This is a genomic window from Siccirubricoccus deserti, assembly GCF_014283215.1.
Classification (GTDB): Bacteria; Pseudomonadota; Alphaproteobacteria; order Acetobacterales; family Acetobacteraceae; genus Siccirubricoccus; species Siccirubricoccus deserti.
On record NZ_JACOMF010000001.1, the window covers coordinates 37,683 to 57,539 of the forward strand.

Sequence of the window (19,857 nt, forward strand, 5' to 3'; positions counted from 1 at the left end):
CATGCCGACAACCGATACCCCCCTGGGCCTCACCCCCGGCTTCGCCGACCCGGTCCTTGGCGCCCAGGGCTGCTTCCGCGCCCTGCTGGACGCCATGGCCGGCCCCGGCCGGCCGCAGCGCATCGCCGGCCTGGCCCTGCCGCCGCCGCCGCTCAGCGCCGCCTCGGCCGCCGCGCTGCTGACCCTGGCCGATGCCGATACCCCGGTCTGGACCGATGCCGGCGCCGTGGCTGAGGCCTGGCTGCGCTTCCATGCCGGCTGCCCGCTGGTGGCGGACCCGGCCGAGGCCGTCTTCCTTCTCGTCACCGGCACGCCTCCGCGTCTCGCCACCCTGGCCCAGGGCAGCGAGGAGGAGCCGCACCGCTCCGCCACGCTGCTGGTGCAGGTCGCCGGCCTGCAGGAGGGGTTCGGCTGGCACCTGACCGGACCCGGGATCGAGCATGCGCACCGGCTGCGGGTCGAGGGCCTGCAGGCCGACTTCACCACCCAATGGGCGGCCAACCGCGCCGGCTTCCCGCGCGGCGTGGATGTCGTGCTCTGCGCCGGCGAATGGCTGGCGGCGCTGCCGCGCACCACCCGCATCGAGGAGGGCTGAATGGCCTATGTTGCAGTGAAGGGCGGCGAGCGGGCGATCGACGCCGCCCATGCCTGGCTGGCCGAAACCCGTCGCGGCGACGCCGCGGTACCGGAGCTGAGCCTGGCGCAGATCGAGCAGCAGATGGGCCTCGCGGTCGATCGGGTGATGGCGGAGGGCGCCTGCTATGACCGAGGGCTGGCGGCGCTGGCCATCAAGCAGGCGCGCGGCGACCTGATCGAGGCGGCCTTCCTGCTGCGCGCCTATCGCACCACCCTGCCCCGCTTCGGCGCCAGCCTGCCGATCGATAGCGGCGCCATGCGCATCCGCCGCCGGATCAGCGCTACCTACAAGGATCTGCCAGGCGGGCAGGTGCTGGGCCCCACCTTCGACTACACCCATCGGCTGCTGGATTTTGCGCTGGCCGGAGATCGTCCCGTTTCGCAGGAACCGGGGCGTGAATCGCCGCGCCCTGCCAGCCTCGCCGGAAGCCAGCCGGCGCCCGCCCCGGCCGGGATCGCGGCCGGCCTGCCCCGCGTCACCGGAATATTGGCGCAGGAAGGACTGATGGCGCCCGAGGCGCCGGGCGAGGCGGAACCGCCCGACCTGACCCGCGAGCCCCTCGCCTTCCCCGCCGGCCGGCCATTGCGGCTGCAGGCGCTGGCGCGCGGCGACGAGGGCTTCCTGCTGGCGATGGGCTATTCCACGCAGCGCGGCTACGGCAACGCCCACCCCTTCGTCGGGGAGATCCGCATGGGCGAAGTGGCGGTGGAGATCCTGCCGCCGGAGCTCGGCTTCGCCGTCGAGATCGGCGAGATCACCGTCACGGAATGCCAGATGGTGAACCAATTCGCCGGCTCGAAGACCGAGCCGCCGCAGTTCACCCGCGGCTACGGCCTCGTCTTCGGCCATGGCGAGCGGAAGGCGATGGCGATGTCGCTGGTCGACCGCGCGCTGCGGGCGGATGAGCTGGGCGAGGAGGCGACGGCGCCGGCGCAATGCCAGGAGTTCGTGCTCTACCACTGCGACAACGTCGAGGCGACGGGCTTCGTCGAGCACCTCAAGCTGCCGCATTACGTCGATTTCCAGAGCGAGTTGGAGAAGGTGCGGGAGATGCGCGCGACCGTCCTGCGGGAGGCGGCGGAATGAGCGCCGAGGCCGGCTATAATTTCGGCTACCTGGACGAGAACACCAAGCGGATGATCCGCCGGGCACTGCTGAAGGCGGTCGCCGTGCCGGGGCATCAGGTGCCCTTCGGCAGCCGCGAGATGCCGCTGCCCTATGGCTGGGGCACCGGCGGCATCCAGGTGACGGCCAGCGTCATCGGCCCGGACGACACGCTGAAGGTGATCGACCAGGGCGCCGACGACACCACCAACGCCGTCTCCATCCGCCGCTTCTTCGCCCGCGTCGCCGGCGTCGCCACCACCGAGCGCACCGGGGAGGCAACCGTCATCCAGACCCGCCACCGCATCCCGGAGACCCCGCTGCGCGAGGGCCAGATCCTCGTCTACCAGGTGCCGATGCCGGAGCCGCTGTTCCGGCTGGAGCCGCGCGTCGCCGAGACGAAACGCATGCACGCGCTGGCCGATTACGGGCTGATGCATGTGAAGCTCTATGAAGATATCGCCCGGCACGGCCATGTCGCGATCAGCTACAATTACCCGGTGATGGTGGCGGATCGCTACCTGATGTCGCCCTCGCCCATCCCGGCCTTCGACAACCCGAAGCTGCACCGCATGCCGGCGCTGCAGCTCTTCGGCGCCGGGCGGGAGAAGCGGATCTATGCCGTGCCGCCCTACACCGATGTGCGCTCCCTCGATTTCGAGGATCACCCCTTCAGGCCGGTGCGCGCCGATGCGCCCTGCGCCCTCTGCGGCTCGCGTGAGAGCTACCTCGATGAGGTGGTCACCGATGACCGGGGCGGGCGGATGTTCGTCTGCTCCGACACGGATTACTGCAACACCCGGCAGGCCGCCGCCACGCAGGAGGCCGCGGAATGAGCGACGCGCCATTGCTTGAAGCAAGGGGCCTCTCCCTGCGCTACGGCCCGATCGCCGCCCTCGACGAGGTCGGCATCGAGATCCATCCCGGCGAGGTCGTCGCCATCGTCGGCGAGAGCGGCTCCGGCAAGACCACGCTGCTGCGCGTGCTCTCCGGCCTGCTGCGGCCGGAGGCCGGCAGCGTGACCTACCGCGACCCCGAGGGCACCCCCCACGCCGTGCACAGCATGGGCGAGGCGGCGCTGCGCCGGCTGCATCGCAGCGACTGGGGCTTTGTCCACCAGAACCCGCGCGACGGGCTGCGCATGGGCGTCTCCGCCGGCGGCAACATCGGCGAGCGGCTGATGGCCACTGGCGCGCGCCACTATGGCGGGCTCCGCGCCGCCGCCACCGAATGGCTGCAGCGGGTGGAGATCGACCCTTCGCGGATCGACACGCTGCCGGGCAAGTTCTCCGGCGGCATGCAGCAGCGGCTGCAGATCGCCCGCACCCTGGTGACCCACCCCAGGCTGGTCTTCATGGACGAGCCGACCGGCGGCCTGGACGTCTCGGTGCAGGCAAGGCTGCTCGACCTGCTGCGGACCCTGGTGGCCGAGCTTGGCCTGGCGGTGCTGCTGGTGACGCATGACATCGCCGCGGCGCGGCTGCTGGCGCATCGCCTGCTGGTGATGCGGCATGGCAAGGTGGTGGAACAGGGGCTGACCGATCGGGTATTGGATGATCCGCAGCATGAATACACCCAGCTTCTTGTCGCCTCGGTTCTGGCAGCATGATGGCTGAAGCGACGAACGATCCGATCCAGACCTCCGTGCCATGCGGCGCTCCGGTCATCGGATCGCCGGCCATCCGCACGGAAGGCCTCGGCAAGACCTTCACCCTGCATTTGCAGAACGCCGCCCGCATTCCGGTGCTGCGCGGCGTCGAGCTCAGCGTCCATCCGGGCGAATGCGTGGCCCTCGCCGGCCCCTCCGGCGCCGGGAAATCGACGCTGATGCGCTGCCTCTACGGCAACTACGCCGCCGGCGAGGGCCGCATCCTGCTGCGCCACCAGGGTGCCGAGATCGACCTCGCCACCGCCGACCCAAGGCTGGTGCGGGCGGTGCGGCGCGACACGCTGGGGTATGTCAGCCAGTTCCTCCGGGTGATCCCGCGCGTCCCGACCCTCGACATCGTCGCCGAGCCGCTGCTCGCCCGCGGCACCCCGCGCGAGGAGGCCCGGGCCCGCGCCTCCACGCTGCTTGCGCGGCTCAACCTGCCGACGGCGCTGCATGCGCTGCCGCCCGCCACCTTCTCCGGCGGCGAGCAGCAGCGGGTGAACCTGGCGCGCGGCTTCGCGCCGCATTACCCGGTGCTGTTGCTGGACGAACCCACCGCCAGCCTCGACGCTGGCAACCGCGAGGTGGTCGTCGCCCTGATCGAGGAGGCGAAGCGCGCCGGCGCCGCCATCATCGGCATCTTCCATGACACCGAGGTCCGCGACCGCGTCGCTGACCGGCTGTTCGAGGTACTCCCCTTGCCAGACGACGCACCGATGAACCCGGCCAAGGACGCAGCATGACCGAGACGATCCTGACCAACGCCCAGCTCGTCCTGCCCGATGCGATGCTGCCCGGCACCCTGGTACTGCGCGGCGGCGTGATCGCCGAGGTGCAGCCGGGCCGCAGCCATGCCGCCGGCGCCATCGACCTCGGCGGCGACCACCTGATCCCCGGCATCGTCGACGTCCATACCGACAATCTCGAACGCCAGGTGCTGCCGCGCAGCAATGCCCGCTGGCCCAGCCGCTCGGCGATGCTGGCACATGACGCGCAATGCGCCTCGGCCGGCGTCACCACGGTGCTGGACGCGCTCTGCCTCGGCGACCTCGGCTTCGATGTCGGCCGCGGCCAGACCTTCATCGACGGGGTCCGCGACCTCGACGCGCTGGCCGACACCGGGCTGCTGAAATCCGAGCATTTCCTGCACCTGCGCTGCGAACTGCCGGCAGCCGACATGCCGGAGGCGCTGGAGCGCGTGGCCGACCATCCGCGGGTGGTGATGGCCAGCCTGATGGACCACTCGCCCGGCGTCGGCCAGTACCGCGACCTCGACCGCTACCGGGCGATGCGCCAACGCCAGATGCAGCTTTCGGCCGAGGCGGTGGAGGCGCGGATCGAGGCGCTGCTCGCCCAGCGCGCCCGGCTGCGCGAGACCCAGCGTCGCTGGCTGCTGGACCGGCTGGCGCATCGCGACCTGCCGCTCGCCTCGCATGACGACGACGATGTCGAGGAGGTGGCCCGCAACGCCGCCGACGGCATCCGCATCAGCGAGTTCCCGGTGACGATGGAAGCCGCCGTCGCCGCCCGGCGGATCGGCGTCGAGGTGATCGCCGGGGCGCCGAACATCGTCCGCGGCGGCAGCCATTCCGGCAATGTCAACGCCGCCGAGATGGTGCGCGAGGGCGTGGTCGATGCGCTGGCCAGCGACTATGTCCCCGCCGCCCTGGTCGAGGCCGCATGGCGCTGCGCCGCCGAGACCGGCATCTCCCTGCCGGCCGCCGTCGCCATGGTCACCGCGGCGCCGGCGCGGATGGCACGGCTCGCCGACCGCGGCCGAATCGCCGCCGGGCTGCGGGCCGATCTGGCGCAGGTCCGGGCGCAGGACGGCATGGTGTCGGTCCGGCGGGTCTGGCGGGCCGGCGAGCGGGTGGCGTGATCGGCGCCCCCTCACCCGCGGCACGGCTGGCGCTCTACTGGGCGCCGGAGCTGGACGACCCACTGCACCGCCTCGGCTCCACCTGGCTGGGGCGGGATGCCGAGACCGGCAGCGCCCTGCCGCAGCCGGCGCTGCCGGGGCTCGACCTGGCGGCGCTGACCGCCGATCCGCGCGGCTACGGGCTGCACGCCACCTTGAAGCCACCCTTCCGCCTGGCCAGGAGCTGGGGCGAGGCGATCGGCGTGGCCGAGGCGCTGGCCGCCCGCACCGCGCCCTTCGACCTGCCGCCGCTGGCGGTGCAGGACCTTGGCGGCTTCCTGGCGCTGCGCGAGACCGCGCCCTGCCCCGCCCTGCACGCCTTCGCCGCAGAGTGCGTCGAGGCGCTCGACCCCTGCCGCGCCCCGCCCGGCGAGGCGGAGCTGGCCCGCCGCCGCAGATCGGGGCTGAACCCCGCCCAGGCGGCGCTGCTGGAGCGTTGGGGCTACCCATACGTGTTCAGCGAATGGCACTTCCATGTCACCCTCACCCGGCGGCTGAGCCCGGAGGAGAAGGCGGTGGTGCTGCCGGCGGTGACGGATTTTCTCGGTGAGGCGCCGGGACGGCCGCGGCAGGTGCGGGAGCTGTGCCTCTTCACCCAATCTGGCCCCGGCGCGCCCTTCCTGGTCGCGCAGCGGCTGCCGTTGCGCGGCTGATGACCCGGCGGCCGCGGGTCTGGATGCGGATGCCGGAGAAGCCGGCCCCGGTCAGACCGCCGGAGGCCGAGAAGCAGGCCATCACCCGGGCGTGCGAGGCCTTCATTGCCGTGGTGTTGATCCCGCGCTTCCTGCCGGAGATTAAGCCCAGCCCGCATGGATTCAATTATCCTGTCGGGCTGCGCGGCGCCTGGCACGGCAGCGCCTATCGCCTCATCCAGCGCTGGCGGACCAGCGGCCAGCATGGCCCGGTCGAGGAATTCGACAGCCCCTTCGCCCGGCTGACCTACCGCGGGCCGAACCGCTTCGATCTCGACTGGCATCGCCATACCGGGCAGTGGTGGCCGCTGCGGCAGGGCCTCACCCTGGCCGAGTGCCTTGCCGAGGTCGAATCGAACGGCCTGCTTCACCCGCTTTCCTGAGCCGCAGCTCCCCGCAGCACCGCCAGCACCGCGGCGACGCCGGCCTCGGCCGGCCCGTCATTCATCACCCGCGCCACCCGCAGCCCCGCCGGCAGCGGCGCCTCCCGCGCCAGCCGCGCGGCGATATCGGCCGCCGCCTCGCGGCCCCGGGCGGCGAGGCGGGCGGCCAGGACCTCGATCGGCGCGCTGATCTCCAGCACCAGCAGCGGCAGCCGCGCCGCCGCCCCGGCCAGCACGGTGCGGGAGAGATTGGCCACCACCACCCGCCCGGCGGCGAGATCCGCGCCGATATCGGCCGGGATGCCGTAGCGCAGCCCATGCGCCTCCCACCACAGGGCGAAGCCGCCGGTGACCCGGCGGGCCTCGAACTCCTCGGGCGAGAGCGGCAGGTGGTCCTCCCCTCCGGCCTCGGCGGGGCGGGTGATGCTGCGCCGCACGAAGCGGAAGCGCGCATCACCATCCAGCGCGGCGCGGGCGCCCGCCATCAGCGTATCCTTGCCCGCGCCCGAAGGCCCCACCACTCCTATCAGCATGCCCGGCAGCTTCCCGATTGACCGCGCCCTGTCTGCCTGCGCCAATCGTCGCCGGCAAATTCCTGCGGAGACCAGGCACTGATGTTCACCACCCGCCCCGAGATCGCCGGCAGCTTCGGCGCGGTCGCCTCCACCCACTGGATCGCGTCGCAGGTCGGGATGGCGGTGCTGGAGCGGGGCGGCAATGCCTTCGACGCCGCCGCCGCCGCCGGCTTCACCCTGCAAATCGTCGAGCCTCACCTCAACGGCCCGGGCGGCGACTGCCCGATCATCCTGCACAGCGCGAAGCTCGGCAGCCAGCAGGTGATCTGCGGCCAGGGCCCAGCCCCGGCCGCGATGACGGTGACGAAGCTGAGGGACGAACTCGGCCTTTCGATGGTGCCCGGCACCGGCTTCCTCTGCGCCCCCATCCCCGGCGCCTTCGACGCCTGGGCACTGATGCTGCGCGACCACGGCAGCTGGCGGCTGCGCGAGGTGCTGGAATACGCCATCGGCTACGCCACGCGTGGCGCCCATGTGGTGCCCCGGGTCTGCGCCACCATCGAGACCGTCCGGCCATTGTTCGAAACCGCCTGGCCGAGTTCCGCCGCGCTCTGGCTGCGCGGGCTGACGCCGGGCGGGCTCTATACCAACCCCGAGCTGGCCGAGACCTACAGCCGGGTGGTGCGCGAGGCCGAGGCGGCCAGCGACGACCGGGAGGAGCAGATCGAGGCCGCCCGGCGCGCCTGGTACGGCGGCTTCGTCGCCGAGGCGATCGACCGCTTCGGCCGTGAATTCGCCGCCCTCGACACCAGCGGCCGGCGCCACCACGCGCTGCTGACCGCGGATGACATGGCCGGCTGGCGGGCCTCGGTCGAGGCGCCGCTGACGCACGGCTACCGCGACCGCACCGTGCTGAAATGCGGCCCCTGGAGCCAGGGGCCGGCGATGCTGCAGACCCTGGCGCTGCTGGAGGGGTTCGACGTCGGCGCCATGGACCCGGTCGGCGCGGAGTTCATCCACACCGTGGTCGAATGCATGAAGCTGGCCTTCGCGGATCGTGAGGCTTTCATCGGCGATCCGAATTTCACTGACGTGCCGATGGCGACATTGCTTTCGGCCGAATACACCGCGGCGCGCCGGGCACTGATCGGGCGCGAGGCGAACAACGAGTTCCGCCCCGGCAGCCCGGGCGGCCGCGCACCGCGCACCGATTATGCCGCCGCTATCGCCCGTGGCCAGGAAATGGCCATGGCCGCCGGTACCGGCGAGCCGACCGTCTCCCGCCTCGGCGCCTCGGGTGGCGACACCTGTCATGTCGATGTCATCGACCGGCACGGCAATTTCGTCTCGGCGACGCCCTCGGCGGGCTGGCTGCAGAGTTCGCCGGCGATCCCCGGCCTCGGCTTCTGCCTCGGCTCCCGGTGCCAGATGTTCTGGCTGGACGAGTCGCTGCCGAACGGGCTGAAGCCCGGCAAGCGGCCGCGCACCACCCTCTCGCCCAGCATGGTGCTGCGCGACGGCAAGCCCTGGATGAGCTTCGGCACACCCGGCGGCGAGCAGCAGGACCAGTGGCAGTCCATCATGCTGGCCCGGATGATCGACCACCGCTTCAACATCCAGCAGGCGATCGACCTGCCGAGCTTCCATTCCGAGCACTGGATCAGCAGCTTCTGGCCGCGCGGCGCCAAGCCGGGGAAAGTGGTGATCGAGGGCCGCTACGATCCGGCGGTGCTTGCCGAGTTGAAGGCGCGCGGCCACGCTGTCGAGATGGGCGGCGAGTGGTCGGAGGGGCGGCTGACCGGAGCACGGCTGGAAACGGATGGGCAGATTTTCGCGGGTGCCAATCCGCGGGGAATGCAGGGGTATGCGGTGGGGCGGTGAAGCTTCCGGGATGGTGCGGGGCCGCCTGGGCCCTGCTGCTGCTGACCGGCTGTGACGCGCTGAACCCGCGCCCCGGCCCGATCCGGGCGATGGAGCCGCGGCCGAACCCGCCCGCCGTCAGCGCGGTGCCCACACCCCAGGCGCGGCTGCGGCAAGCCCCTTGGCTGACCCGCTTCTGGGATGAGCTGACGCCGTCCCAGCGCCGCCGCGTCCTCGCCCGGCTGCGCCGTAGCCCCTTCCCCTCCAGCCCCGCGGAGGCGCCGGCGAGCTGGGATGTGATGGGGTTGCCGACGCGCGAGGCGCTGATCTTCGGCGGCCCGCTGCCCCGTCCGGACACCGGCGCCACGGTGGCGGGCGGCCAGTAGCGTGAAGCACGCGACCAACCAACGAGGCTGAAGCCTGCTTGCTCCAGCTTGAAGCAAGCAGGCTGCGGGAAAAAGCGACGCGCGCCCATTCCCACCATGCGCGGGCGTTGCCCGCGCATCCGGATCCTCGGCAAATCAGCCGCTCAGGGATGGCTGGGTCAAATCCGGCAGGGGATGGTGGTCACGAGCAAAACTGGGCGCTTCCGCAGGCGGAGCAGCGTTCGGTCGTGCACGCAATCCGCAGCAGGCTGAAGCGCAGGCCGGCGTGGATGCCCGTGCATCCACGCCGACCCACTGCTTGCTTCAGGCCTTCGCCGCCTGCGCCCGCAACTGCTCGATGGTCGAGCGGTTGGTCACCTGCTCCGGATTGGTGCGCACCTCGACGATCGCCGGCTTGCCGCTGGCCATCGCCCGCTTCACCGCCGGCACCAGCTGGTCCGTCGCCTCGACGATCTCGCCATGTCCGCCGAAGCTTTCGATGAAGCGGGCGAAATCCGGGTTGGTGAGCTGGGTCGCGGAGACGCGGCCGGGGTAGTGCCGCTCCTGATGCATGCGGATGGTGCCGTACATCTGGTTGTTGAAGACCAGGATGATAGGCGCGACCTTGTGGTGGAAGGCCGTCGCGATCTCCTGCCCGGTCATCAGGAAGCCGCCGTCACCGACGAAGCCGATGACGGTGCGGTCCGGATGGGTGATCTTGGCGCCGATCGCCGCCGGCACGCTGTAGCCCATGGCGCCGTTGGTCGGGCCGAGGAAATCCTGGCCCTCGCTGACATGCATGAAGCGGGTCGGCCAGGTGGCGAAATTGCCGGCATCCGTGGTGAAAATGGTGTCAGCCGGCAGCGCCTTCTCCAACTCCTGCAAAGCCACCGCCAGGTTCAGCGAACCGTCGTACTGCGGCGCCTTGGCCTGGGCCTCACGCGCCGCGCGCAGCTCGGCCCGCCAGCCGCTCCAGACCGGCTTGGCAATGGGCTGCGCCGCCTTGGCCGCCAGGGCGAAGGCGTTGAGGTCGGCGGTGATGCCAAGCGCCGGGCGGTAGACCCGGCCGATCTCCGCCTGGTCCGGGTAGACATGCACGATCGGCGTCGCGCCGGCCATATCGAACAGGGTGTAGCCCTGCGACACCGTCTCGCCGATCCGGGTGCCGATGGCGAGGAACAAATCGCACTGCTTCGCCTTGGCGACCAGCGTCGCATCGGCGCCGACGCCGAGGTCGCCGACGAAATTCGGATGGGTGCCGTCGAACAGCCCCTGGCGCCGGAAGCCGACGGCGACGGGGATGTCGTTGGCGACCAGGAAGTCGCGGATGGCCGCGCGGCCCTCGGCGGTCCAGCGGCTGCCGCCGATGACGGCCAGCGGCCGCTGCGCGCGGCCGAGCATCTCCATCAGCCGGGGGATGGCATCCGGCGCCGGATGCGGCGGCAGCACGGCGGCGGGCGCCAGATCGGGCACCGCCGCCATCTTGCGCTGCATCTCCTCGGAGATCGCCACCACCACCGGCCCGGGCCGGCCGCTGGTGGCGACGTCGAAGGCATGCGCCATCAGCTCCGGGATGCGCGCGGCGTCATCGATCTGGGTGACCCATTTCGCCAGCGGCGCGAACATCTTCCGGTAGTCAACCTCTTGGAAGGATTCGCGGTCGGTCTCCTCGAAGGGGATCTGGCCGATCAGCAGCACCAGTGGGGTGCTGTCCTGGAAGGCCACATGCACGCCGATGGCGGCATGGCAGGCGCCCGGGCCGCGGGTGACGATGGCGACGCCGGGCCGGCCGGTCAGCTTGCCATAGGCCTCGGCCATATGGACCGCCCCCGCCTCGAACCGGCAGGTGGTGAGCTGGATCCGATTGCGCTGGGCATAGAGCCCGTCCAGCAGGTCGAGGTAGCTTTCCCCCGGCACGCAGAAGGCATGGGTCACGCCCTGCGCCACCAGCGCATCCGCGAGGATATGCCCGCCAAGCCGCGCCTCGCGCGTTACCGCCGCCGTCATGCCGTTCGCTCCCGTCGATCAGAGTGGCGCGGACCATAGCGGCGCGCCCGGCGGCCGTCACCCTGCGCCGAGGGCGGCGCTCGCCGTCCCGGCATGGATGGCCCGCAGCTCCCGCTTCAGCAGCTTGCCAGCGGTGTTCTTCGGCAGCGCCTCGGCGATGATGATCCGCTTCGGCACCTTGTAGGGCGCCAGATGAGCGCGGGCATGCGCCAGCAAGGCAGCCTCCACATCCGGCGCGGCCGGGTCGCGCAGCACCACCACCGCGGCCACCGCCTCGATCCATTTGGGGTCCGGCACGGCGATCACCGCCACCTCGGCGACGGCGGGATGGGTGAACAGCGCCTCCTCCACCTCCCGGCTGGCGACCAGCACGCCGCCGGTGTTGATCAGGTCCTTGGTGCGGTCGACGATCGCCAGGTAGCCCTCCTCGTCGATGGTCGCCACGTCGCCGCTGTGGAACCAGCCACCCTCGAAGGCCCGCGCCGTCTCCTCTGGCATGTTCCAGTAGCCGAGCAGGAGCTGGGGCGAGCGATGCACCACCTCGCCGCGCTCGCCAGGCCCGACGTCGCGCATCTCGGCGTCCACCACCCGTGTCTCGACATTCAGCACGGCACGGCCGACCGAGCCGGGGCGGGCGTCATGCTCCTCCGGCCGCAGCACGGTGGCGAGCGGGGCGATCTCGCTCTGGCCGTAGCAGTTGAAGGGCCGCGCGCCGGGCAGCCGGGCGCGCAGCTCCTGCAGCACCGGTACCGGCATGATGCTGGCGCCGTAGTAGATGTTGACGAGGCTGGAGAGATCCCGCCGGGCGAAATCCGGGTGCTGCAGCAGGGTGATCCAGACCGTCGGCGGGGCGAAGAAGCTGGTGATGCGCTCGCGCTCGATCAGCTCGAGCACCCGCGCCGGCTGCGGCGCCTCGATCAACAGGGTGAAGGCGCCGTTCAGCATCTGCGGCATGGTGAAGGCGTGCATCTGCGCGGTGTGGTACAGCGGCAGCGCCGCCAGGGCACGGTCGTCGCGGCGCATCTCCAGCTCGACGGTGGCGCTGGCGTATTGGGCGAGCATGGCGCGATGCGTCATCATCGCGCCCTTCGGCTGGCCGGTGGTGCCGGAGGTGTATTGCAGCTGCACCAGATCGGTCTCGGCCACCGCCTCGCCAGGCGGCTCCCCGGCATCCCAGCGCGCATCGCCAGCAACGGCGAGCACGTCCAGCGCCCCCTCCCCCACATCCAGCGTGCCGCGCAGCAGCGCTCCGCCGGCGGCATCGGCCGTCGCGCGCAGCGCCGGCTGGGTGAAGACCGCGGCGGCGCCGGATTGGCGCAGGATGTAGTCCAGTTCCGCGCCGGTCAGCGCGTAATTGGCCGGGACATGCACCAGCCCGGCCCGGGCGCAGCCGAGCCAGAGCAGCAAATAGCCATCCGAATTGCGGCCGAAGGCGCATACCCGGTCGCCCGGCCGCAGCCCTTCCACCAGCAGCATCCGGGCGACGCGGTCGGCGGCGCGGTCGAGCGCGGCGAAGCTCCAGAGGCTTTCGCCGAAGCGCAGTGCCGGACGGTCGCGGAACCGCGCCCCGGCGCGGCGCAACGCATCGCCGATGGTGTTGCGCCTGGCGCGCCCGCCGATCTCGGCCATTCGGCCCTCCCCGCCCTTGCTTTGCCGCCAGTGTAGCGGCGGCCGGGCGGGCAGGGAATCAGCAGCGGTTCAGCCGCCCGCCACGTGGATGCAGCGCGCCATCCGCCCCGCCACCGGGGCGCGCGGCGCCGGCACGGCGTCCGAGCAGGCCGGCTCCGCCTCGGCACAGCGCGGGGCGAAGGCGCAGCCGGTCGGCACGGTCTCAAGCGAGGGCGGCGCACCGGGGATGGTGGTGAGGCGCTTGCCGCGCATCCCCGCCTGCACCGTGGCGCCCAGCAGCCCGCGCGGGTAGGGGTGCAGCGGCCCGGCCATCAGCGCGCCGACCGGGCCTTCCTCCACCACCTTCCCGGCGTACATGACCGCCACACGATCGGCGATCTCGCCGGCCACGCCCAGGTCATGGGTGACGAAGATCACCCCCATGCCGAGCTGTTCCTGCAACTGCCGCAGCAGTAGCAACACTTGGATCTGCACCGTGGCGTCGAGCGCGGTGGTCGGCTCATCGGCCAGCAGCAGCTTCGGCCGGCAGGCCAGGGCGACCGCGATCATCGCCCGCTGCCGGAGGCCGCCGGACAGCTCATGCGGATAGGCTTCGAGCCGCCGCTTGGCGGAAGGGATCTGCACCAGCTCGAACAGCTCCAGCGCCCGCGCCATGGCGGCGGAGCGGGAGACGCCCTCATGCCGCTGCACCGTCTCGGCGATCTGCCGGCCGATGGTGAAGACCGGGTCCAGCGCCGTCATCGGCTCCTGGAAGATCATCGCCACCTCGCTGCCGCGAAAATCCTGCAGCTCGCCCTCGCTCATCGCGGTCACGTCGCGGCCGCCGACCGCGATGCTGCCGGATACCTGGGCAAAGCGCGGCAGCAGCTTCATCAGCGCCCGCATGGTGACGGATTTGCCGGAGCCGCTTTCACCGAGGATGCAGAGCACCTCGCCGGCGGCGAGGTCGATATCGACGCCGTTCACCGCATGCACGGTGCGATCACGGGTGACGAAGCGCACATGCACGTCGCGCATCCGCACCAGCGGGGCCGCCTGGGTCGTGCCCACCGCCGGTCGCTCCATAACCTCGCTCATGCCGCCAGCCTCCCCGCCTTGCTGTGTCCACTGCCCGGCGCCGCCATGTGGCAGGCCGCCTCATGCCCGCCGCCGAGCTCGGCCGCCACCGGTGCGCGATCGGCGCAGACCGCCTCGGCATGGGGGCAGCGGGTGCGGAAGCGGCAGCCGGAGGGCGGGTTGATCGGGTTCGGCGGGTCGCCGGTCAGCGGCGGCTCGGTCCGCCGCCGCGCCGGGTCCATCGAGGGGCGGCTGGCCAGCAGCGCCTGGGTGTAGGGATGCGCCGGACGGTTGTAGATCGCCTCCACCGGCCCCTGCTCCGCCACCTGGCCCAGGTACATCACCAGCACCCGGTCCGAGATGTACTGCACCACGTTCAGGTCATGGCTGATGAAGACATAGGTGAGACCGAATTTCTCCTTGAGGTCCATCAGCAGGTTCAGCACCTGCGCCTCCACGCTCTTGTCGAGCGCCGAGACCGGCTCATCCAGCAGCACGAGGCGCGGATGCAGCGCCAGGGCCCTCGCGATATTCACCCGCTGGCGCTGGCCGCCGGAGAGCTCATGCGGGTAGCGCCGGGCGAATTGCGTGGGCGCTAGGCCGACGGCCGCCAGCAGCTCGCGCGCCCGCTCCCGCGCCTCCGCGCCGGACACGCCATGCACCTTGGGGGCGAAGGCGATGCTGTCCTCGATCGGCAGCCGCGGGTTGAGCGAGGCATAGCTGTCCTGGAACACCATCTGCACCTGGCGACGGTATTCCTTCAGCGTGATGCCGCCGGCCTGGACATTGACGCCGACCGCCTCGCCGTCGAACACCATGTCCCCGGCATCGGGGTCCATCAGCCGCATCAGCAACCGGGCGGTGGTGGATTTGCCGCAGCCGCTCTCGCCGACGATGCCGAGCGTCTCGCCCTTGCGGACGGCGAAGGAGACGCCGTCCACCGCGCGCACCGTCGCCACCGTGCCGCCGAACATGCCGCCGCGGATGGGGAAATGCTTCTTCAGGCCGTTGAGCAGCAGCAGCGGCTGGGCCGGGCCGCCGCGATCCTTGGGAGTGGTCAGGGGCGTGTTCATGCCGTGGGAGAGGCAAACCCCGTGCCACGCAACCACGGGCGCTGGCGCTGCGGTGCAGCGCGGGATGCCGCATCCTTGGGCAGCAGGCTGCCCCGCCACGCGGCACCGGTCAGCCGTCGCGCGCCGCCGCGATCAGATGTCCCCGGTAGCTGACGCAGGATCGGTTATGCAGGCGGGTGTGCCAGGGGAACTCCGCCTGCTCCGCCACCAGCCGCAGCCCCGGCACGGCGGCGAGCAGCGTCCGCATCTGCGGCTCCGCCGCCCCGCCATGCAGCCCGCGCTGGGAATGGCCGCCGACCCAGCCCTGCACCGCCGTCGCCCGGGTCGACCAGTCATAGGGGGTGGCGAGCAGCAGCCGCCCGCCCGGCGCCAGCTGCGCCGCCAGGGCGGCCAGCAGGGCGGGCGGGTCGGGCACGCAGTCGAACAGGTTCAGCGCCGAGACCACCGCCGCCCCGCCTGGCGCGAAGGGCAGGCAGGTGGCGTCGCAGGCCCAGTAATCCACCCGCTCGGCGCCCGGCAGCGCCGCGGCGAAGTCGCGCCGGTCATAGGCGAGGCCGATCCGCCGGCGGGCGTAGCGCACCCAGCCCTCCGCCGCGACCCGCCGTGCCAGACGCAGCAGCGCCAGGTTCAGGTCGCAGCCGAGCACCAGCGCATCTGGGTGGCGCGCGGCCAGCGCGAAGCTCGACCGCCCGGCGCCGCAGCCGGCGTCGATCATCCTGGGGGGCATCGGCCCGGCCGGCGGTGCGCCGCCCAGCTCCAGCAGCCGTTCCAGGCAGCGCCGCGCCGCGCCGGGCTGCGGCCCACCGGGGTCGGGGGCCTCCTCCGGGTCGAGGTCGGCATAGCCGTCCCAGCCGTAGGTGGACACCGTCTGGCGCAGGCTGTCGAACCAGCTGTCCGGGCCGATGCCGTCGCCGAACAGGCTTTCGAGGCCAGGGTCGAGGTCGTCCCGCAGCAGCAGCTCGATGCCGCGCTCAGAGAGCAGCCGGCGCAGCTCCGGGACGATCAGCGGCAGCCCGTCGAGGATCGGGTATTCGTGCTGGCAGGCCTGGTTGGGGCAATGCAGCACGCCGGTGAGGATATCGCCGTCGCGTTCCGCCGCGACGCGGGCGATGACCAGCGGCTGCGGCCCGGCGCCGGTCCGCAGGCAGTGCGGGCAGAGCGGGCGGAAAGCCTCGAAATGGCGGCGGCGCACCGGGGGGTCAGCCGCCGATCATGACGGTCGGGCAGCCGGGCGGGATGATCTTGCCGGTCGGCGACGGGATCGGCGCGACGCAGGTGGCATGCATGGTCATGTCGCCGACTCGCGCCGCCGGCATGCCGCCGATCAGCACCGTCATCGATCCCAGCAAGACCATCCCCGGCCCACCCGGTACGCAGGCCGCCAGAGTGCAGGGCGCGGTGGTGCTGGTGACGGTAGCCGCGGGCTGGCCGCCGATCAGCACCGTCGGCACCCCGACGATGATCGCCAGCGGCATCGGCGGATGCGGCACCGGCGTTGGCACCGGCGCCGGAGGGTGGATCGGCGCATGGCAATGCGGCGCATCCTGCAGGACCATGTCGCCCAACCGGGCCGCTGGCGGCATCCTCGGCTCCTTGAAGCCAGAGCGGTTCGCCAAGGGGCACGGCCGCCCCGGAGCGTGACCCGGCTCTGAAAACAACAGGCGACAGCGGAGCGGTGTTCAGGTCTGAACGCCGCTCCGCTGCCATGCGCCATCCTACCGCCGATATCCTGTTGAAGGGAACTGGCCGCGATTCGCTGACACCGATGGTTGTTGCCGGTATGCTGCCGCAACGGCGGCACGGATTGGGCGAACCAGGCGCGATGGATTACCGCATCGACCAGCAGGCTATCGGCACCATCGCCGACATGGCCAGCAAGCTGCCGACCCTGCACGCCCCTATCCCGCCGGCGCTGGCGGCGTTGGAGCAGCGGCTGTCGCTGCCAGCGGCGGCGGAGGCGCTGGGCGTGCCGGCGGGCTGCCACACCACCCTGCCACCCGATCTGCTGAAGCGGCTGCTCGGCACAGTGGTGCCGCGGGTGGCGCTGGTCGCCGGCCTGCCGACCCTCGGGACGCTGGCGAACCTGCACGTCCTGGTGGCGGTCCGGCTCGGCTTCCCTCTGCCGAATTCGCTGCAACTGCTGGCCAATCTGATGCAGACCCTCGACCTGCGGTCGCTCTCGGTCATAGCCCAGATGCCCTGGGGGCCGCTCAACGGGCTGGCGATGCTGGTGAACATCGGCGCGCTGCTCAGGCTGCGGCTCGGCATCAACCCCGCCCAGCTGGATGCGAGCCTGCGCATTCAGGAGACGCTGCCGCTGCGGGTCCCGGCCTTCGGCGCGCCGCTGCCGGCGCTGCCGCCTTCGCCGCAGCTCACCGTGACCCTGCGCTACCTGCTGCAACTGCGGATGCTGTTCTCGCTCTGCGAGATGATGGGCGTGCGGCTCGGCGGCCCGGGCGGCATCCCGCATCTGGCAGCGCAGCTGCGGATGCTAATGGCGGTGCGGCTGCCGGTGCTGCGGGTGATGCCCTCGCTGCTGCCCAACCTCTACCTGCTGGCCCGGATCAACGCGGTCTGGCCGCTGGCGACGCTGAGCATCCCGCAATTCCGCGCGCATATCGCGGCGATCCTGAAGCTTGGCGTGCCGCCGATGCCAAGCTGCCTCGGCCCCATGGTGCCGCTAGACCCGGCGAAGATGCCGCCGCCGCTGCCGACCGCGGAGACGGTGGAGGCGATGCTCGGCACCGACCTGACCGAGCTTGCCAAGGTGAACTGGAAGATCCCCGACACCGTGCCGGTGGCCGAGGCCATCCCCGGTCTCAACGCGCTGGCGCTGCTGCAGGAGATGGGGCCGGTGCTGGTGCCGAAGCCGTAGCCAGAGGCGGCCGCCCGCTTCAGTTGATCTTCACGATCCCGCCCGAGATGGTGGTCATGGCCGAGCCGGCGAGTTCCGCCTGGACCCCCGCGATCTTCACCCCGGCCGGCGTCAGCTCGATCGAGCTCGGGCCGAGCGACAGCTTGATGGCGCTGGTGCTGACCTCGATCTTGCTGCCGCCGACCACGAGGGTGATGCTCTGCGCCGCATCGATCTTCGAGGTGCCGGCCGAGACCTTCAGCTCGTGGTTGCCGGTCTTCACCGTGGTGGTTTGGTTGCCGGTATCGACGCTGATCGTCTGGTTGCCGCTCTCGATGGTGGTGGCCTGGTCGCCCTTCACCTTGATCGTCTGCTTGCCCGCCTTGACCGTCAGCGTGTCGTCGACCTCCTCGATAGTGGTGGTGCGGTTCTTCTTGATGGTGGTGGTCTGGTCGTTGAGGACGATGATGTTCATGTCCTTCTGGGCGTGGACGAAGACCTCCTCCGCGTCCTTCTTGTCCTCCAGCCGGATCTCGTTGAAGCCGCCGCCGCCGGGGCTGCTGTTGGTCTTCAAGGTCGAGCGCGTCTGGTTGGCCGGCAGCGCATAGGGCACGGTAGCGGCGTCGTTGTAGACCCGCCCGGTGATGATCGGCCGGTCGGGATCGCCTTCCAGGAACTCAACGATCACCTCCTGCTTGATCCGCGGGATCATCATCCCGCCGAAGCCGACGCCGGCCCAGGGCTGGGAGACGCGGATCCAGCAGGAGGCGTTCTCGTCGCCGGTGTTCTCCCGGTCCCAGGGGAACAGCACCTTCACCCGGCCGTATTTGTCGCAGTAGATCTCCTCGCCCGCCGGGCCGACCACCATCGCGGTCTGCGGCCCCTGGATCACCGGCCGCCGGGTCAGCCGCCGCGGCCGGTAGATGACGTCCGACGGCACGGTCTGGAACACCACGCGGAAGGTGTCCCGCGCCTCGCCGCCGGAGGTTTCCTCCACCGTCAGGAAATAGCTGGCGCCGGTGACCAGGTGCTCGCGGTTCTGCGACGCATCGCCGAATGCCTTCAGCTTGAAGGTGCCGCCGGTCGTCAGCGTCCGCACATTCCCCTCGCCCTGCGCCACCTGCCGCGCGGTGGCGAGTTCCTGCATGCGAATGGCGGCGAGCTTCGAGCCTTCGGCCGGCGTGGCATAGCCGCCGGGGTAGTCATAGACCTCGAAGCTGTTGAAGCTGTGCGACGGCGGCAGCCGTGACCGCGTGGTCTGGTCGGCGGCCGAGGTCTCGAAGTTGAAGTCGCGCTGGGTGAAGGCGGCCGGGCTGAAATTGGCGGTGGTCTGCCAGTCCCAGACGTGATCCTCCTGCCGCCGATAGGTGTGGTCCGCCTCGAAATACTCGATCGTGGCGGCCCCGGGCAGCAGCTTGTGCTTGGCCGGGTCATCGACCAGCACCAGCCTATGCGTGCCCTCCGCATGCTCATGGTAGTAGTAGACGCCGATCTCCTCCATCAGCCGGCTGACGAAGTCGAAGGTGCTCTCACGGTACTGGACGCAGAACTCCTGCACCGGCAGCGAGCTGGCGTTGATCGTGTCCAGCCTGAAGTCGCTGCCGAAGCCGGCGTCGCGCAGGGATTGCTCGACGACGTCGATCAGGGTCTTCTGCTGGAAGATCCGGCTCTTCACCTGCTGCGACAGCAGCCACAGCATCGGCCGCAGCTCGAAGCGGTAGCGCTCGTAGCCCTGGGCCTGACCGAGATAGGCGGCGCGGGTGATGACCCCGTTGAAATGGCGATAGCTGGTCTCGTCCGCCAGCTTGATCCTCACCGTCATCTTGGAGCCGAGGATCGACAGCAGCCCGGCCTTGGTGGCGGAGGTGCTGACCAGGTCCACTTCGTAGCGGAACGGCCGGCCCAGTTCCTCGGTGCCGACCATGCGGTCGAAGAAGAGCTTGAAACCCGGGTCAGGCGTGACCTTGATCTCGACGTGGCGGTTCAGCAGGTCGACCATCGTGGGTTATCCTGGGTGCGGCGTTGCGGCCAGCAGGGCACAAGGCAGGCGGCGGCCGGCACCGGCCAGCCGCCGCACCCCTGCGCGTCCGGCTCCCCGGCGCCCGGAAGCCGG

At 71.2% G+C, this 19,857-nt stretch carries 19 protein-coding genes; 11 read left to right on the forward strand and 8 right to left on the reverse strand.

Annotated features, from left to right (window positions below; translation table 11 throughout):
• Window position 1: 1 nt before the first annotated feature.
• Genes phnH through H7965_RS00225 form a run of 8 tightly spaced genes read left to right on the forward strand, consistent with a single transcriptional unit; the run spans window position 2 to window position 6,385 of the window.
• Window positions 2-595: a phosphonate C-P lyase system protein PhnH gene (gene phnH, locus H7965_RS00190; RefSeq protein WP_186768505.1), complete on the forward strand. Its 594-nt coding sequence runs from the start codon at window positions 2-4 to the stop codon at window positions 593-595.
• Window positions 596-1,723 (forward strand): carbon-phosphorus lyase complex subunit PhnI, encoded by a 1,128-nt coding sequence (locus H7965_RS00195; protein WP_186768506.1) that lies wholly within the window; start codon window positions 596-598, stop codon window positions 1,721-1,723.
• Window positions 1,720-2,577, forward strand: a complete 858-nt coding sequence (locus tag H7965_RS00200; protein WP_186768507.1) for an alpha-D-ribose 1-methylphosphonate 5-phosphate C-P-lyase PhnJ — start codon at window positions 1,720-1,722, stop codon at window positions 2,575-2,577. The genes H7965_RS00195 and H7965_RS00200 overlap by 4 nt, the downstream gene beginning before the upstream one ends.
• Window positions 2,574-3,350 (forward strand): phosphonate C-P lyase system protein PhnK, encoded by a 777-nt coding sequence (phnK, locus tag H7965_RS00205; protein ID WP_186768508.1) that lies wholly within the window; start codon window positions 2,574-2,576, stop codon window positions 3,348-3,350. The genes H7965_RS00200 and phnK overlap by 4 nt, the downstream gene beginning before the upstream one ends.
• Window positions 3,350-4,135 carry a phosphonate C-P lyase system protein PhnL gene (gene phnL, locus H7965_RS00210; RefSeq protein WP_186768509.1) on the forward strand — a complete coding sequence of 262 codons (786 nt, stop codon included), beginning with the start codon at window positions 3,350-3,352 and terminating at the stop codon, window positions 4,133-4,135. The genes phnK and phnL overlap by 1 nt, the downstream gene beginning before the upstream one ends.
• Window positions 4,132-5,271 (forward strand): alpha-D-ribose 1-methylphosphonate 5-triphosphate diphosphatase, encoded by a 1,140-nt coding sequence (locus H7965_RS00215; protein WP_186768510.1) that lies wholly within the window; start codon window positions 4,132-4,134, stop codon window positions 5,269-5,271. Before phnL ends, H7965_RS00215 begins: the two co-directional genes overlap by 4 nt.
• On the forward strand, window positions 5,268-5,963 hold the full coding sequence (locus H7965_RS00220; protein ID WP_186768511.1) for a DUF1045 domain-containing protein: 696 nt from the start codon (window positions 5,268-5,270) through the stop codon (window positions 5,961-5,963). Before H7965_RS00215 ends, H7965_RS00220 begins: the two co-directional genes overlap by 4 nt.
• Window positions 5,963-6,385, forward strand: a complete 423-nt coding sequence (locus H7965_RS00225; RefSeq protein ID WP_229682419.1) for a DUF3024 domain-containing protein — start codon at window positions 5,963-5,965, stop codon at window positions 6,383-6,385. Before H7965_RS00220 ends, H7965_RS00225 begins: the two co-directional genes overlap by 1 nt.
• On the opposite strand, the gene phnN is transcribed toward H7965_RS00225, so the two are convergent.
• Entirely contained in the window at window positions 6,370-6,918 is a 549-nt protein-coding gene (phnN, locus tag H7965_RS00230; protein WP_222440407.1) for a phosphonate metabolism protein/1,5-bisphosphokinase (PRPP-forming) PhnN, read from the reverse strand. The two genes, H7965_RS00225 and phnN, sit on opposite strands and share 16 nt — an antisense overlap.
• 81 nt (window positions 6,919-6,999) lie before the next feature.
• Here phnN and H7965_RS00235 point away from each other — a divergent pair, with 81 nt between their 5' ends.
• Both H7965_RS00235 and H7965_RS00240 read left to right on the forward strand, forming a co-directional pair.
• Window positions 7,000-8,781 carry a gamma-glutamyltransferase family protein gene (locus H7965_RS00235; protein WP_186768512.1) on the forward strand — a complete coding sequence of 594 codons (1,782 nt, stop codon included), beginning with the start codon at window positions 7,000-7,002 and terminating at the stop codon, window positions 8,779-8,781.
• The gene (locus tag H7965_RS00240; RefSeq protein WP_186768513.1) at window positions 8,778-9,146 is read left to right on the forward strand and encodes a hypothetical protein; all 369 of its coding nucleotides are present in this window, start codon (window positions 8,778-8,780) and stop codon (window positions 9,144-9,146) included. The genes H7965_RS00235 and H7965_RS00240 overlap by 4 nt, the downstream gene beginning before the upstream one ends.
• 303 nt (window positions 9,147-9,449) lie before the next feature.
• Here the strand turns inward: H7965_RS00240 and H7965_RS00245 are convergent, their stop codons facing one another.
• From H7965_RS00245 to H7965_RS00270, 6 genes are all read right to left on the reverse strand, one after another.
• On the reverse strand, window positions 9,450-11,132 hold the full coding sequence (locus H7965_RS00245; RefSeq protein WP_186768514.1) for a thiamine pyrophosphate-dependent enzyme: 1,683 nt from the start codon (window positions 11,130-11,132) through the stop codon (window positions 9,450-9,452).
• A gap of 57 nt (window positions 11,133-11,189) precedes the next feature.
• Complete coding sequence (locus tag H7965_RS00250; protein ID WP_186768515.1) at window positions 11,190-12,761, reverse strand: fatty acyl-CoA synthetase; 1,572 nt, start codon at window positions 12,759-12,761, stop codon at window positions 11,190-11,192.
• Window positions 12,762-12,830: 69 nt separating this feature from the next.
• Window positions 12,831-13,838 (reverse strand): ABC transporter ATP-binding protein, encoded by a 1,008-nt coding sequence (locus H7965_RS00255; RefSeq protein WP_229682421.1) that lies wholly within the window; start codon window positions 13,836-13,838, stop codon window positions 12,831-12,833.
• Window positions 13,835-14,890 carry an ABC transporter ATP-binding protein gene (locus H7965_RS00260; RefSeq protein WP_186768516.1) on the reverse strand — a complete coding sequence of 352 codons (1,056 nt, stop codon included), beginning with the start codon at window positions 14,888-14,890 and terminating at the stop codon, window positions 13,835-13,837. The genes H7965_RS00255 and H7965_RS00260 overlap by 4 nt, the downstream gene beginning before the upstream one ends.
• A gap of 109 nt (window positions 14,891-14,999) precedes the next feature.
• Window positions 15,000-16,082 (reverse strand): methyltransferase domain-containing protein, encoded by a 1,083-nt coding sequence (locus H7965_RS31650; RefSeq protein WP_186768517.1) that lies wholly within the window; start codon window positions 16,080-16,082, stop codon window positions 15,000-15,002.
• A 7-nt stretch (window positions 16,083-16,089) separates the two neighbouring features.
• Window positions 16,090-16,473 (reverse strand): PAAR domain-containing protein, encoded by a 384-nt coding sequence (locus H7965_RS00270; RefSeq protein ID WP_186768518.1) that lies wholly within the window; start codon window positions 16,471-16,473, stop codon window positions 16,090-16,092.
• Window positions 16,474-16,694: 221 nt separating this feature from the next.
• Here H7965_RS00270 and H7965_RS00275 point away from each other — a divergent pair, with 221 nt between their 5' ends.
• Window positions 16,695-17,765, forward strand: coding sequence for a hypothetical protein (locus H7965_RS00275; protein WP_186768519.1), 1,071 nt, complete (start codon window positions 16,695-16,697; stop codon window positions 17,763-17,765).
• 19 nt (window positions 17,766-17,784) lie between these two features.
• On the opposite strand, the gene H7965_RS00280 is transcribed toward H7965_RS00275, so the two are convergent.
• Window positions 17,785-19,743 (reverse strand): type VI secretion system Vgr family protein, encoded by a 1,959-nt coding sequence (locus H7965_RS00280; RefSeq protein ID WP_186768520.1) that lies wholly within the window; start codon window positions 19,741-19,743, stop codon window positions 17,785-17,787.
• Between the last annotated feature and the right edge of the window lie 114 nt (window positions 19,744-19,857).

Bases quoted from the DNA above. Each gene is read 5' to 3' on its own strand.
- H7965_RS00245 (WP_186768514.1), bottom strand. From the start codon at position 11,132: ATGACGGCGGCGGTAACGCGCGAGGCGCGGCTTGGCGGGCATATCCTC.
- H7965_RS00260 (WP_186768516.1), bottom strand. From the start codon at position 14,890: ATGAACACGCCCCTGACCACTCCCAAGGATCGCGGCGGCCCGGCCCAG.
- H7965_RS00200 (WP_186768507.1), top strand. From the start codon at position 1,720: ATGAGCGCCGAGGCCGGCTATAATTTCGGCTACCTGGACGAGAACACC.
- phnN (WP_222440407.1), bottom strand. From the start codon at position 6,918: ATGCTGATAGGAGTGGTGGGGCCTTCGGGCGCGGGCAAGGATACGCTG.
- H7965_RS00255 (WP_229682421.1), bottom strand. From the start codon at position 13,838: ATGAGCGAGGTTATGGAGCGACCGGCGGTGGGCACGACCCAGGCGGCC.
- phnL (WP_186768509.1), top strand. From the start codon at position 3,350: ATGGCTGAAGCGACGAACGATCCGATCCAGACCTCCGTGCCATGCGGC.
- phnK (WP_186768508.1), top strand. From the start codon at position 2,574: ATGAGCGACGCGCCATTGCTTGAAGCAAGGGGCCTCTCCCTGCGCTAC.
- H7965_RS00215 (WP_186768510.1), top strand. From the start codon at position 4,132: ATGACCGAGACGATCCTGACCAACGCCCAGCTCGTCCTGCCCGATGCG.
- H7965_RS00250 (WP_186768515.1), bottom strand. From the start codon at position 12,761: ATGGCCGAGATCGGCGGGCGCGCCAGGCGCAACACCATCGGCGATGCG.
- H7965_RS00270 (WP_186768518.1), bottom strand. From the start codon at position 16,473: ATGCCGCCAGCGGCCCGGTTGGGCGACATGGTCCTGCAGGATGCGCCG.
- H7965_RS00280 (WP_186768520.1), bottom strand. From the start codon at position 19,743: ATGGTCGACCTGCTGAACCGCCACGTCGAGATCAAGGTCACGCCTGAC.
- H7965_RS00235 (WP_186768512.1), top strand. From the start codon at position 7,000: ATGTTCACCACCCGCCCCGAGATCGCCGGCAGCTTCGGCGCGGTCGCC.
- phnH (WP_186768505.1), top strand. From the start codon at position 2: ATGCCGACAACCGATACCCCCCTGGGCCTCACCCCCGGCTTCGCCGAC.
- H7965_RS00225 (WP_229682419.1), top strand. From the start codon at position 5,963: ATGACCCGGCGGCCGCGGGTCTGGATGCGGATGCCGGAGAAGCCGGCC.
- H7965_RS00195 (WP_186768506.1), top strand. From the start codon at position 596: ATGGCCTATGTTGCAGTGAAGGGCGGCGAGCGGGCGATCGACGCCGCC.